Raw genomic sequence first — 13,315 nt, forward strand, 5'->3', positions numbered from 1 at the left:
GTCTACCGCGTCTCCTGCTCGTTGTCCGGAACCCGCACGGGCCATGACGGCCGCCTCATCTGCAAGGTGGTCGTCCCGTCCGTCCTGCCCGCTCCGTCCGGCCTGCTCGTCCCGTCCGGCCTGCCCGTGCCACTCAGCCGCGCCGACCACTCGCTCCCGACGCGCAGCGCGGTCTGCGCGCCGTCCCACAGGGTGCCGTCGGTGCGGTCACGCGGATCGGGGTCGATCAGCACCACGCCGGCCACCGCGATGCGCAGGTCCGCGAGCTGCCGTGCCACGGTGTGCAGCCAGGCGGCGCTGCCGTGCCCGGCGCGGACCACGAGCACGGTACGGGTGCCGAGGTACTGGAGGTCGGTCCAGGCCGTGCCGGGCGCGACCGAGCCGACGCCGATCCGGTCGCTCTGGGGCGACCTGGCCGCGACGTACTCGCCGCGGACCACGACCGGGTCTCCCGGCGCCCGCTGGCCGGGGAACCGCCCGTCGGGCAGACCGTCGACGACCACCAGTGGCTCCTCCTGCGCCAGTGCCCTGGCCAGGTCCATGGCGATCACGGCCGTGCTGCGCGCGCAGCCGAGTTCCAGCAGCGACACCGGTTCCGTCGAGCTGAGCAGGGTGCGGACCAGGGTCCTGGTGAGCTGCTGGTGCGCGTCCCTGGTGCTTCGGCGCTGCCACAGCCTGACTGACCGGCGGGGTGCGGGGCGCAGCTCCGCGATGACCGAGGCCCCCAGGTTCGCGGCGATGTCGCGGCGCAGCACCGGACGGTCCGCCACCACCGTGCCGATCGCGGCCAGCGCGATCCCGAGGACGAGCCCGAGGACGGACCCGATCCCGGCGTCGGTGACCCCGGTCTTGGCCAGGGAGTGCCGCACCAGGTGCGGAACGTCCACGACCTGCGTACCGGAGATGAGCTGGGGTGTGCCCACGCGCGCCTGCTGGGCGCGCGAGTCGAAGTCGGCGATCTGCGAGGTGAGCGCGGCCCGGCGGGTGTAGAGCGATTCGAGGGTCGCCGCCGCGCCCGGGTCCTTCGCCGAAGGCCCGTTGCCGATCGACTTGTTGACCTGGGCGAGTTCGGTCCGCAGGCTGTCGCCCTGCTGGAGCAGGGCGTCGGCCTGGGCGTTCGCGTCCGCGTTCAGCCGCGCCACATGGTCCGCGACGAAGGCGTCCGCCAGCGCCTTGGCCTTGGCCAGCGCGTCCGCGGGGCTGCTGCCCTTCGCGGTGATCTGCAGCACGTTGTTGGTCAGACCGATGCCCTGGTAGTCCGCGAGGAACGCCTCCGGGGTCTCCGAGGACTTGAGGGTCGCCAGGGCCTTGCCGGCGATCCGGATGGTCTTCAGCAGCGCCACGTCGGTGCGGATCAGCGTTCCGGGGTCGTTCGGCTGGTCCTGCGCGTGCGCGACCAGGACCTCGGTCGCCGCGGTCGGCGGCGTCGGCAGCAGGACCGCGATCGCCCCGCCGAGGAGCAGCCCCAGCAGTGCCAGCGTGCCCCACAGTCGACGGCGTCGGCGCACCGCCACCACCAGCGCCCCCACGTCCACCAGCGGAGTGGCGGACGGCTGCTCCACAGGCAGGTCCGTCGTCACGCCGAACCTCCCCGCAGGTCCGCGCCCACCGCTGCCGGCGCTGCGTCGTCGTCCGGGAAACGGTCGGCGGAGCGCGCCGGACGGGCACGGACCGTAGTGGCGACGACATAGCCGACGATCTCGTGCCTGGCGTCCGCACACGCCTCGGCGATGCCGCCGAGCTCTCCTCCGCTCAAGCTGCCCGCGCTGAGCACGACCAGGGCGCCGGACTCGGTGACCCGGTCCGGCACCACCGGCCGGGACGCCGAGACCCGTACCACCCGCAGCATGGGATCGCTTCCGGCCTCGGCGACGAGTCGTCCGGCGGCGCGTCCGGCTGTCTCGTCGCCCTCCGGGACGACGACCAGCAGCCGTCGGGGCGGCGGCAGTTGTTCTCTGAGTCGGGAGCCCACCCGGCGGTAGCGGATCTGCCTGCTGGCCTCGTCGCCCGACGTTCGCGCGGTCGGCAGGTCCCACTGGGTTTCGACGCCCAGCAGCCACCGGGTCCAGCCCATCGGGCCGCGGCCCTGCGGCCCGTGCGCGCGCCCTTCAGCGGGTACGTCGACGGTGCCCAGCAGCGCCGTCCCCAGCGCCGAGGTGATCTCCCGCTCGGTGCGCGCCCGGCGGCCCGACCGTGCGGCGGTGAGATGGCCGATGACGGTGAGCAGGAGGAACAGCAGCGCTCCGCCGCCGACGAGCTCCGCCCTGGTCGGTGGCGCCTCACTGGTCGGCAGGGCCGCCGACCCCACGACGACCATGCTGCCCTGGTTGGACGCCGGGGCGGTCTGGTCCAGTTTGGTGACGGCCTCCTCCAGTGCGGTGCGCAGCTGTTCGAGCTCGGTGCGGGCCTGGACGCCCTCCACGGTCTGCCCCGGACTGACCCCCTCGGACAGGGCGGTGATCCGGCTGCTGGTCTGCGTCACCAGCTTCCGCAACGCCGCCTCCTGTGTCGCCGACGCGGAGTCGGCGTTGGTGTTGGCGATCTGCGAGGCGAAGGCGACGTACTGCTGGGCCAGCTGGTCGGCGAGCTGCTGCGCATGGACCGGTGTGTCGGCGCTGGACGAGATCTTGATGATGTTCCCGTCCGTGACCGCGGCACTGACCTGGTCCTTCAGTTTGATGCCGGTGACACCGGGCCACTGCAGTGCGGCCGCCGAACGGTCGATCACCACTGAACTGGTCGCGATCTGAGCCTGGGTCAGCAGTGCGCGGTCGTCCCATGTCCCCGACAGCACCACCGAGATCGAGGTCGCCCAGCGCGGCGGGAACAGCAGTGAGGCGCCGTAGCCGACGAGAGCGCCCACCACGGCGAAGACGACGAGGAGCCGCCAGCGCCGACGGAGAATCCGGCCGACCACGGCCAGGCGAATGGTGTCGTCGTTCACCGCCGCGACCTCTTCCCCGAGCTTTTCCCCGTGCTTCCCTGGGCGCGGGCGTAGGCGTCGAGCAGCGCCCGCTGCGAGTTCCGCCAGGAGAGCGGCCCGCCGATCCGCTCCTGCCCGATCTTGCCCATCCGGGCCCGCTCTTCCGGATCGTCCAGCAACTGTGCGATGAGCCCGGCGAATTCGGCCTCGTCGTTGGCCGGCGCGTAGACGGCGGCTTCGCCGGCGGACACCCGTGCCTCGCGGAGGTCGAACGAGACGATCGGCCGGCTCATCGCCATGTACTCCAGGACCTTGTTCATGGTCGACACGTCGTTGAGCGGATTGCGCGGGTCGGGGGAGAGGCACACGTCCGCGGTGGACAGGTAGCGCGCCAGGTCGGCGTCCGGGACGCGCCCGGTGAACTGGACCTGGTCCGAGAGCCCGAGCTGCCCGGCGAGCTCCACCATCGCGTCGAAGGCGTCGCCGGAGCCGATGAACACCGCGTGCCAGTCGGTCCGGCCGAGTTCGTCGCGCAGCTTCGCCAGGGACCGCAGGGCGTAGTCGACGCCGTCCTGCGGGCCCATGACGCCGAGGTAGCACAGCAGATGGGGCTTGCCGCGCTTGAGCTCCGGCTCGGCCGGAACCGGCCGGAACCGGTCGACGTCGGGCGCGCTGCGCACCACGAAGACATCCGCCGGCTGCTTGCCGCCACGGCGCAGCGCGACCTCCCGGTAGCTCTCGTTGGTGGCGATCACCACATCCGCATGACGGTAGGTCAGCCGCTCCATCGCGCAGACGGCGCGGTAGAGCAGGTCCTCGCCGCGGTCGAACCGGGAGAGGTACAGCTCGGGCACCAGGTCGTGCTGGTCGAAGACGAACCGCGCGCCGCGCCGCTTCAGCCACAGCGCCGGCAGGAACAGCAGGTCGGGCGGGTTGCAGGCGTGGACGACGTCGACCGGGCCGACCTTGCGGGCCAGCCTGAGCGTGTGCAGCAACGCCGAACCGTACTCCCGCAGGTAGCCGACCGGCCCTCCGGTGGCCGCGCGCAACGGGTAGCGGTGGATCCGCACCCCGTCGATCTCGGCCTCCCGCTCCGTGTCCCGCTTGCTCCCCTGGGGGCAGATGACCTCCACCCGCCAGCCCGCGTCGCGCAGCGTCGTGCACTCCTGCCACACCCGCCGGTCGAACGGGACGGACAGGTTCTCCACCAGGATCAGCGCGCGCCGGCCCGTCCCGTCGCTGCTGGTCTCTTTACCAAGCAAGGCCGTGGTACCCCGATTCGGCCCGGCGCGCGTCGGCGTCGGGGAGGTGGATGAGGTCGATGAGCAGCCGGCCGTCGCCGGGGGGCAGTGCGGACAGCACCGCCGGATCCCTGGTCCCGACCACGCACACCTCGGCGTGTTCGAGCACCTCGTCGACGGAACCGGTCAGCAGCTGGGCGAGGTGCGGCAGCCTGGTCTCGATGAACTCGCGGTTCGCGCCCAGCAGTCGCGAGATGTTCACATTGGCGTCGTAGATGCGCAGGTCGTAGCCCTTGCCGTGGAGCCGCTCCGCCAGCTCGACGAGCGGGCTCTCGCGGAGGTCGTCGGTGCCGGGCTTGAAGGACAGCCCGAACAGGCCCACCCGGCGCTTGCCGGTGCGCTCGACCAGCTCCACCGCGCGCTGCAGGTGGTCGGAGTTGGAAGACAGCACATGCGCCAGGATGGGCACCGAGACGTCGGCCCGCTGTGCCGCGTGGACCAGGCCGCGCAGGTCCTTGGGCAGGCAGGAGCCGCCGAAGGCGAAGCCGGGCCGCAGGTAGGCGGGGCTGATGTTCAGCTTGCGGTCGGCCAGGAACACGTCCATCACCTGGTGCGAGTCCACCCCGAGCGCCTGCAGGACGGAGCCCAGCTCGTTGGCGAAGCCGATCTTGAGGCCGTGGAACGCGTTGTCCGCGTACTTGATCGCCTCGGCCGTCGGGATCGGCACCCGGAACACCTCGCCGGGCAGGCCCTCGTACAGTTCCGCCACCACGGCGCCGCTGGCCGGGTCGAGCTCGCCGATGACGGTCTTGGGCGGGTCGAAGAAGTCCCGCACGCTGGTGCCCTCGCGCAGGAACTCCGGGTTGACCGCGACGCCGAAGTCCACCCCCGCCGTGCCGCCGGTGCTCTTCTCCAGGATCGGCACCAGCAGGTTCAGGCAGGTGCCGGGGAGCATGGTGCTGCGGAACACCACGGTGTGCCACCCGCCCCGCTCGGCGATCGCGGCGCCGATCTGCTCGGCGACCCGCTCCAGGTACGTGGTGCTCAGACTGCCGTTGGGCTCCGAAGGAGTACCCACGCAGACCAGCGACACCTCACTGCCCATGACCGCCTCGCGCACGTCACAGGTCGCACGCAGGGCCCCGGACTGCACGACCCCGGCGGTGAGCTCACCGATCCGCTCCTCGACCACCGTGGCCCTGCCGGCGTTCACCAGGTCGACCTTGCCGGGGTTCACGTCCACGCCGATGACCTCGTGCCCCCGGCCGGCCAGGCACGCGGCGGACACACTGCCCACATAGCCGAGCCCGAATACGCTGATCCTCATACCCATTCCCTCCCGTCCCTCCCGCGCATCAGTAGGCCCCCTGCCCGTAGAGCACCGCACGCAGCGTCTTCCACAAGATCACTGTGTCCAGGGCGAGCGACCAGTCCTCCACGTACCGCAGGTCCAGTCGGACCGCTTCCTCCCAGGACAGGTCGCTGCGTCCGCTGATCTGCCACAGGCCGGTGAGCCCGGGCTTGACCAGCAGCCGCCGCCGGATGTCCGGGCCGTACGCGGCGGACTCCTCCGGCAGCGGGGGCCGCGGGCCGACCAGCGACATCGAGCCGGTGAGCACGTTGAAGAGCTGCGGGAGCTCGTCGAGCGAGTACCGGCGCAGCACGGTTCCCACCCGGGTCACCCGCGGGTCCCGGCGGAGCTTGAACAGCAGGCCGGCGCCCTCGTTGCGATCGGTCAGCCCGGCACGCGCCCCGTGGGCCCCGACGACCATGGTGCGGAACTTCCAGATGGTGAACTCGCGGCCGTCCTTGCCGACTCTGCACTGGCGATAGAGCGCCCCACCGGGGCTGTCCATCAGCACCAGCAGCCCGATCAGCAGCATCAGCGGCGCGAGCAGCACCAGCAGGACCGCCGCCCCCATCCGGTCGACGACCCCCTTGACCATCCGGCGACCCCCGCTGAAGGTCGGCATGCTGACCCGCAGCAGCGGGATCCCGAGCACCGCGTCGACGTGCAGCCGGGGGCCGGCCACCTCCATCAGCACGGGGGCCACGACCATCTCGGCGTCGCTGCCCTCGAGGTTCCACGCCAGCCGCTGCAGCTGGTCCGGTGACCAGTGCGGGTCCGCGGTGACCGCGACGACCCGGTAGCCGTCGCGGCGGACATGGCCGGCGACTTCGGTCAGGCGGCCGACCACCGGCACTCCGTCCAGTTGGTCACCGCCGTCGAGCCCGAGGCCGTCCGCCGTGCATATCGCCTCCACCCGCCAGCCCAGGTGCGGGAACTTGCGGGTCCGGGTGATCAGGTCGCGCACGGTGTCCAGGTTCCCGGCGGCGAGCACCGGTCGCAGGCACCTTCCCTCTTTCCGCTGCTTGTGCAGCCAGAGGCGCAGCAGATAGCGCTCGGTCATGGTGGCGAGCGCGATCGCCGGGATCGCGACGAAGACCCAGAGTTTGATGTTGTGTGAGGTGACGGCGATCCCGGCGAGGGCCAGCACGACGGCCGCCGTGAACAGCGATCGTCCGAGCCGGTGGAACTCCTCGGCGCCCTGGCCGAGCACGGCCGGAGCCCACGACCGGCTCACCGCCAGCGCTCCCAGCACCAGCATCTCGGTGCCGATAGCGAGAATTCCCCACTTCTCGCCCCAGTTGGCCGCGTGCCTGGCCCCGAAGAGGCCGCCGATCGCGGCCACCACGAAGCCGGTGGCCATGATGTCGCTCATGATCACGGCAAGGCGGTACCGCTGCTCCCAGTAGACCGGATACTGACCGATCGCTCCGTCCGCCGGGCGCTCGCGCGCCGCTGGATAGGGGGTGACGAACTCCATCCGCTGCACGGTCCCCCCCGGGCTTTCAGTGAGTTCGACATGCTCGCCCAACACTGTCCCTCCCCCCGGGATGCCCCCGTCCTCGCGAAGGGCATCCGGCTGCTTCAGCACTACGTGAACAACCCACTCAGGCAAAAGTGGACATGCCTGTTCGACCAGGCTTTCGACGTACACAGGAACCCGTCAGACCCTCAGGTTTTCCTCAAACCCAAGGCCCCCGGGCGTGGGTAGGGGGACGGGCAGCACAAAATTGACGGTGCTTCATCTCCAAGCGGCTCCACCATGGTCAATCTAGAGGATGAGGGACGATCTGCAGAGGAGTTGTGCGAAAATCGTGCTTACTCTTCAAATGTTCACCATCACCGCAAGCCGTCGGGGTGGGCGCTACGGCGTCGGGAACTGGGCCGGCGGGACGTTGCTGGTGCTGGCCGTACCGCCGGGGATCGCGTAGAGGCTGAGGGTGTAGGTCGTGTACTCGACCTGCGTGGATGTGTACTTGGTGGTGAACTTCAGGGTCTCGTCGAACTTCTGGTAGGCGCACCCCGAGGTGAACCCCTTGCGGCCAGGGTCCCAGTCGGAGCCGGTGGTGAAGTAGACGGTGTAGGTGCCGTCGCGTACGCCCTTGACCGTGTAGCTGCCGTTCTTGCGGAGGTAGACCGCGAAGGAGCGCGTGCCGCTCCTGGTCAGGGTGATGACCGCGTCGCCGTCGCCGCCGTTCTCGATGGTGAGCTGGCCGTTGCCGCTGCGGTCGGTGTCCCGCAGGTAGGTGCCGGTGCCGAGGGAACGCTGCTGCTGTGCGGGGAACTTCGGCAGGGCGATCCCGGCCGGGTGGCCGGCCGCGGCCATCGCCTTCAGCAGGGTGGCCAGTGCGGCCAGGCTGTCCGTCCTTCCGGCCTGCACGGCCGGGGAGGCGGCGGCGCAGACGGCGTTGCCGTTGCCGTCCTGCCCCTTGGCGAGCGACTGCAGATCGCCGGCCAGGGCCTTCAGTTTCGCGGACAGGTCCACATTGTCCTGGGCGGCCGCCGCCGGGGCGGCCACGCCGTCCAGCAGGCCCGCCGCGCTCTCCAGCGCTGTCGCGGCAGCATTGAGTCGGGCCGTGGAGCCGCTTGCGGCGAGCGCGGACAGCGCGGTCGAGACCGGCTTGTCGATGGCGCCGACCGCGGCGATGTACTGACCGGTCGTCATCTCCGTCGGCGTCGGCGACGCGCTCGGCGCGGTCGAGCCACCCCCGGCCGCCGTGTTCCGGCTCGCTGCCGACCCCGATCCCCCGCAGGCGGCCAGCAGCACCACCGCCGATGCCGTCGCGGTGACTCCCAGCAGTCGACTGCGGACACCAGTGATCATCATGGCTCCCCCTCGCCCCCGTACCCCTCGCCCCGGGCCAGTATGAAAGCGTACGCACAACGCGGTCAACCGGTTACAGCACGTGCGCACGGGATGGCGGGAACGGGTGCACGCCGCAGTCGTCCTGCGGCGTGCACCCCGCCGTCAGACCGTCCCGGCCCTGGCGACGATCGCCTCGGCCAGCGCCTGCGGCACCTCGGCATAGCGGGCGAACTGCATCGCGTAGGACGCCCGCCCCGACGTCCTGCTGCGCAGGTCGCCGACGTAGCCGAACATCTCCGCCAGCGGCACCAGTGCCTCGACGACCCGGGCCCCGCTGCGCTCGGTCATCGCCGTGACCTGGCCGCGCCGCGCGTTGAGGTCGCCGATGACCTCGCCCAGAGATCCCTCGGGCGTGGTGACCTCGACCGCCATCACCGGTTCCAGCAGGACCGGCCGGGCCCTACGCGCGGCCTCCTTGAAGGCCAGGGAACCGGCGATCCGGAAGGCGAGTTCGGACGAGTCGGTGTCGTGGAAGGCGCCGTCGAGCAGGGTGACCCGGACGCCGGTCATCTCGTAACCGGCCAGGACGCCGAGCTTCATGGCGTCCTGGACTCCCGCGTCCACCGAGGGGATGAACTCCTTCGGGACCCGGCCGCCCACGACCTTGTTGACGAACTCGTACGGCCCCTCCCCGGCGGGCAGCGGCTCGACCGCGATCTGCACCTTGGCGAACTGCCCCTTCCCTCCGTTCTGCTTCCTGTGGGTGAGGTCGACCCGCTCGACCGCGCGGCTGATCGTCTCCCGGTAGGCCACCTGCGGCCTGCCGACGTTCGCCGCGACGCCGGACTCCCGGCGCATCCGGTCGACCAGGATCTCCAGATGGAGCTCGCCCATCCCGCCGATGACGGTCTGACCGCTGTCCCGGTCCGTGTCCACCCGGAAGGACGGATCCTCCTCCGCGAGCCGGGCGATGGCCTCACCCAGCTTCTCCCGGTCCGCCCTGGACACCGGCTCGATGGCGACCCGCAGCACCGGGGCCGGGAAGTCCATGGACTCCAGCACCACCGGGGCCTTGGCGTCGCACAGCGTCTCGCCGGTCCGGGTCTGCTTCAGACCCATCACCGCGACGATGTCCCCGGCGCCGGCCGAGGCGATCTCCTCCCGTTTGTCGGCGTGCATCCGGTAGACCTTGCCGATTCGCTCCCGCCGCCCGGTCACCGGGTTCAGCACCGATGCGCCGGCCTCCAGCCGGCCCGAGTAGACCCGGACGAAGGTGAGTCGGCCCAGGTGCTGATCGCCGGCGATCTTGAATGCCAGAGCGGCGAGCGGTTCGGTGTCGGAGGGCCGGCGGGCGACCGCCGCCTCCGGGTCCTCGACGGCGCGGCCGATGACGGCCTCGACGTCGAGTGGGGAGGGGAGGTACCGCACCACCGCGTCCAACAGGGGCTGCACCCCTTTGTTCTTGAACGCGGTGCCGCAGAGCACCGGCGTGACCGTGGCCCCGCCGTCGCTTCGGCGGCCGGACGCGATGGTGACGCGCCGGATCGCGGCGTGCAACTGCTCCTCGGTGGGCGCCTCGCCCGCCAGGTACATCCCCATCACCTCCTCGTCCTGCTCCGCCACGGCCTCGACCAGCCGGGTCCGCCACTGTGCCGCCGCCTCGGCCAGCTCGGCCGGGATGTCGACGGTGTCGTACATCTCGCCCAGGCCCGCCTCGGCCGACCACACCAGTGCCCGCATCCGGACCAGGTCGACCACCCCGGTGAAACCGGCCTCGACGCCGATCGGCAGCTGCAGCACCAGCGGGACCGCACCGAGCCGCTCCGTGATCATCTCGACGCAGCGGTAGAAGTCCGCACCGGCGCGGTCGAGTTTGTTGACGAAGCAGATCCTCGGCACGGCGTACCGGTCGGCCTGCCGCCACACCGTCTCCGACTGCGGCTCGACCCCGGCGACGCCGTCGAACACCGTCACCGCGCCGTCGAGCACCCGCAGGCAGCGCTCCACCTCCACGGTGAAGTCGACGTGCCCGGGGGTGTCGATGATGGTGATGGCGTTGTCCGCGCCGCCCAGCGACCAGTGGCAGGTCGTCGCGGCGGAGGTGATGGTGATGCCGTGCTCCTTCTCCTGCGGCATGTAGTCCATCGCGGTGGTGCCGTGGTGCACCTCGCCGATCCGGTGCGAGACGCCGGTGTAGAAGAGGATGCGCTCCGTGGTGGTGGTCTTGCCGGCGTCGATGTGCGCCATGATGCCGATGTTGCGCACATGGGCGAGGGCAAGGGCCGTGGCAGCCATGGGAGTTCATCTCTCTGTGAAGGTCGTTCGGACAAACCGGTCACCAGAGATCATGCGGCACCGGGGCATCCCGGGACGACCGGTTTTCGGGTCCGACCGGACGCAGCGTCAGAACTGAACGGTGTCGCCCGGGCGGATCCGTCCTGGCTGGAGCACCCGGGCGTAGATCCCGGCGCAGGGTTCCGGGTTCAGGCCCGGGAGAGCAGGGTGGCGGTTGTGCTCGGCGAGGGTCCGCAGGGCGCCGGTGTCGCGGGGGAGGGGGCCGTGGGCGAGGGTGGGGACGGCGCAGCGCGGGGTGTTGGCGACCACGCGCAGGGTGAGCCGGTCGCCGATCCGCAACTCCCGGTTGAACCAGTCGTGTTCGGTGAAGCCGGGGGCGTCGGTGTTGACCACGATGTTGGGACGGTAGCGGCGGACCTCGGAGACCCCGTCGGGGTGCAGCTCGGCGATCCGACGCAGAGTGGAGGTGCTGATCAGATGGAGGGGGGCGTAGTCGAAGAACGTCCCGGAGGGGGCGGCGGAGCCGAATGGGACGATGTCGGCCTCCACTGCCGCGTCCGGGCCCTGGCTCAGCACCTGGTCCGGTTTGGACCTTTCCAGCGTTGCCTGCTCGGGCGGCCTGTCGGCCAGGGTGACGGGTCGACCGGCGATCGCCGACAGTGCGTCATCGATACCGGCGTCGGTGCTCCACAGGCTCTTGCCGTCCCGGGCGGTGATCCGCACGCCGTGTCCCTCGCCGGTCGCGGTGCAGCTGAGCAGCCGGTGCCAGAGCCGCGGGGTCTTGGCGCTGGCGATCCGCCCGGTCTCCCGGTCGACCAGGGCGAGCCTGCGGTCCCCGTCCAGGCCGTGCTCGGTCACCTCGGCGGCGGGCAGCTGTTCTCCGAGCATGGACTTGACCGGGTAGCGCCACAGCGTCCCGACTGCCCCGATCACTGCATTCGCCATCCGACGCCCCCGTCTCTCCAAGTCCAGCTGGAGCGTAGCGAAAACCGATCGCGGGAACGTCCGCGATTTTGTTAGCGTGCTGCCATGAACAAGCGCGCTGCTGTGAACACGACGACGCCGGAGAGTGTCCCGGCGCGCTGACAGCTGTTCTGTCCGAAGCCCCGGGGCGAGTGCCCCGGGGCTTCGCCGTGCGGTCACTCGCCTCATCGACAGCGAGGAGACCGCGATGCGGGTCCAGCAGGAGCACCGTCATGACCACCGCAGGCTCGGCCGCGAGCTGGACCTGTTCGACACCGACCCACTGATGGGCGCGGGGCTGCCGTACTGGCTGCCCGACGGCGCGGCGGTACGGCACGCCCTGGAGGAGTACATCCGCGGCGTGGAGCGCCGGGCCGGCTACCAGCACGTCTACTCCCCGGTGCTGGGCAAGCGGGAGCTCTACGAGATCTCCGGGCACTGGTCCCACTACAGCGAGGACATGTTCCCGCCGATGGACCTCGGCGGAGAGCAGGTCGTGCTGCGGCCGAGCCTGTGTCCGCACCATGCGCTGATCTACCGCTCGCGTGCTCGCAGCTACCGCGAACTACCGCTGCGCATGGCCGAGTTGGGCGGGATGTACCGCTCGGAGCTGTCCGGGGTGCTGGGCGGGCTGACCCGGGTGCGGGCGATCCAGCTGAACGACGCCCATATCTTCTGCACCCTGGACCAGGTCGCCGAGGAGGCGCGGTCGGCGCTGCAGCTGATCCGCCGCGCCTACGTGGACCTGGGCATCCGTCCGTCCCGCTTCCGGCTCTCGCTCCCCGGCCCCGGCGGGAAGTACGTCGCCGCACCGGAGATGTGGCGGCGGGCCACCGCCCTGCTGGCCGAGGTGCTGGACAGCTCCGGGGTGGAGTACGAGGCGGCTGAGGGCGAGGCCGCGTTCTACGGTCCGAAGATCGACGTGCAGATCACCGACGGCGCCGGCCGCGAAGCCACCCTGTCGACCGTCCAGGTCGACTTCCACCAGCCCGAGCAGTTCGATCTGCACTACATCGGACCTGACGGTGCGAAACACCGCCCCGTCATGGTCCACCGCAGCATCATCGGCAGCGTGGAGCGGGCCGTCGCCCATCTCATCGAGACCCACGGCGGCGCCTTCCCCGCCTGGCTGGCCCCCACCCAGCTGGAGATCCTGCCGGTCTCCGACGCCGAACTACCCGTCGCCGCCGACCTGCTGCGCCGCTGCCTCGACCTGGACCTGCGCGCACGGCTCGCCACCCCGGACCAGGGCACCCTGGCCGCCCGCGTCCGAACCGCCCGCCTGGTCCCCTACCAGGCAGTGATCGGCCCCCGCGAGGCAGCAGCAGACCTGGTCGCCCTACGCCTCCGCGACGGCAGCCGACCCGATCCCCTCCCCACCGCCGACGCCCTGGCCCGCATCACCGCCCGGATCGAGGCCCGCAGCGGGGAGCTCTGAGCAGCCGACCGGACAGGGGAGGGGTACTCTCGGCGGCGTTCTGGCGAGACTGCTTGGGGGTAAGGACATGGGAGTGGACGACGACAGGCCGGAGCCGCAGCGGAGTCTGCTGCTGGACCCGAGGCTGGCTGGGGCCGGCGGAATGCTGCTCGCGACCGCCGCCCTGGCCTGGATCCTCACCCACGGCGTCCACGGCGGCGGCAGTTCGGATCCCGGCGCGTCGCCGACGCCCACCCGGGTCGGCTCGGCGGCGCCCACGGCGACCCAGCGATAGCGGACGGCTCCCGAAGTCTGTTGTCAC

The 13,315-nt window shown here is 71.1% G+C and carries 10 protein-coding genes; 2 read left to right on the top strand and 8 right to left on the bottom strand.

Going from position 1 to position 13,315, the window contains the following annotated elements; translation table 11 throughout:
* Positions 1-2: 2 nt before the first annotated feature.
* From ABH941_RS27265 to ABH941_RS27300, 8 genes are all read right to left on the bottom strand, one after another.
* Positions 3-1,580 (bottom strand): Wzz/FepE/Etk N-terminal domain-containing protein, encoded by a 1,578-nt coding sequence (locus ABH941_RS27265; protein ID WP_370132173.1) that lies wholly within the window; start codon positions 1,578-1,580, stop codon positions 3-5.
* Positions 1,577-2,944, bottom strand: coding sequence for a polysaccharide biosynthesis protein (locus tag ABH941_RS27270; protein WP_370132174.1), 1,368 nt, complete (start codon positions 2,942-2,944; stop codon positions 1,577-1,579). The genes ABH941_RS27265 and ABH941_RS27270 overlap by 4 nt, the downstream gene beginning before the upstream one ends.
* The gene (locus tag ABH941_RS27275; protein WP_370132175.1) at positions 2,941-4,185 is read right to left on the bottom strand and encodes a glycosyltransferase family 4 protein; all 1,245 of its coding nucleotides are present in this window, start codon (positions 4,183-4,185) and stop codon (positions 2,941-2,943) included. The genes ABH941_RS27270 and ABH941_RS27275 overlap by 4 nt, the downstream gene beginning before the upstream one ends.
* Positions 4,175-5,491 (bottom strand): nucleotide sugar dehydrogenase, encoded by a 1,317-nt coding sequence (locus tag ABH941_RS27280; protein WP_370132176.1) that lies wholly within the window; start codon positions 5,489-5,491, stop codon positions 4,175-4,177. Before ABH941_RS27280 ends, ABH941_RS27275 begins: the two co-directional genes overlap by 11 nt.
* Positions 5,492-5,519: 28 nt before the next feature.
* Positions 5,520-6,992 (bottom strand): sugar transferase, encoded by a 1,473-nt coding sequence (locus tag ABH941_RS27285; RefSeq protein WP_370132177.1) that lies wholly within the window; start codon positions 6,990-6,992, stop codon positions 5,520-5,522.
* 384 nt (positions 6,993-7,376) lie between these two features.
* Positions 7,377-8,339, bottom strand: a complete 963-nt coding sequence (locus ABH941_RS27290; RefSeq protein ID WP_370132178.1) for a hypothetical protein — start codon at positions 8,337-8,339, stop codon at positions 7,377-7,379.
* A 141-nt stretch (positions 8,340-8,480) separates the two neighbouring features.
* On the bottom strand, positions 8,481-10,613 hold the full coding sequence (gene fusA, locus ABH941_RS27295) for an elongation factor G (protein ID WP_370132179.1): 2,133 nt from the start codon (positions 10,611-10,613) through the stop codon (positions 8,481-8,483).
* 108 nt (positions 10,614-10,721) lie between these two features.
* Positions 10,722-11,558 carry an MOSC domain-containing protein gene (locus ABH941_RS27300; RefSeq protein WP_370132180.1) on the bottom strand — a complete coding sequence of 279 codons (837 nt, stop codon included), beginning with the start codon at positions 11,556-11,558 and terminating at the stop codon, positions 10,722-10,724.
* A 226-nt stretch (positions 11,559-11,784) separates the two neighbouring features.
* On the opposite strand from ABH941_RS27300, the gene thrS reads away from it, so the two are divergent.
* Together thrS and ABH941_RS27310 are read left to right on the top strand one after the other, a co-directional pair.
* Positions 11,785-13,014: a threonine--tRNA ligase gene (gene thrS, locus ABH941_RS27305; protein ID WP_370132181.1), complete on the top strand. Its 1,230-nt coding sequence runs from the start codon at positions 11,785-11,787 to the stop codon at positions 13,012-13,014.
* A 73-nt stretch (positions 13,015-13,087) separates the two neighbouring features.
* Positions 13,088-13,288, top strand: coding sequence for a hypothetical protein (locus tag ABH941_RS27310; RefSeq protein WP_370132182.1), 201 nt, complete (start codon positions 13,088-13,090; stop codon positions 13,286-13,288).
* The last annotated feature ends 27 nt before the right edge of the window (positions 13,289-13,315 follow it).

This window comes from Streptacidiphilus sp. EB103A (assembly GCF_041261405.1).
GTDB lineage: Bacteria > Actinomycetota > Actinomycetes > Streptomycetales > Streptomycetaceae > Streptacidiphilus.

Bases quoted from the DNA above. Each gene is read 5' to 3' on its own strand.
- fusA (WP_370132179.1), bottom strand. From the start codon at position 10,613: ATGGCTGCCACGGCCCTTGCCCTCGCCCATGTGCGCAACATCGGCATC.
- thrS (WP_370132181.1), top strand. From the start codon at position 11,785: ATGCGGGTCCAGCAGGAGCACCGTCATGACCACCGCAGGCTCGGCCGC.
- ABH941_RS27280 (WP_370132176.1), bottom strand. From the start codon at position 5,491: ATGAGGATCAGCGTATTCGGGCTCGGCTATGTGGGCAGTGTGTCCGCC.
- ABH941_RS27285 (WP_370132177.1), bottom strand. From the start codon at position 6,992: ATGGAGTTCGTCACCCCCTATCCAGCGGCGCGCGAGCGCCCGGCGGAC.
- ABH941_RS27290 (WP_370132178.1), bottom strand. From the start codon at position 8,339: ATGATGATCACTGGTGTCCGCAGTCGACTGCTGGGAGTCACCGCGACG.
- ABH941_RS27300 (WP_370132180.1), bottom strand. From the start codon at position 11,558: ATGGCGAATGCAGTGATCGGGGCAGTCGGGACGCTGTGGCGCTACCCG.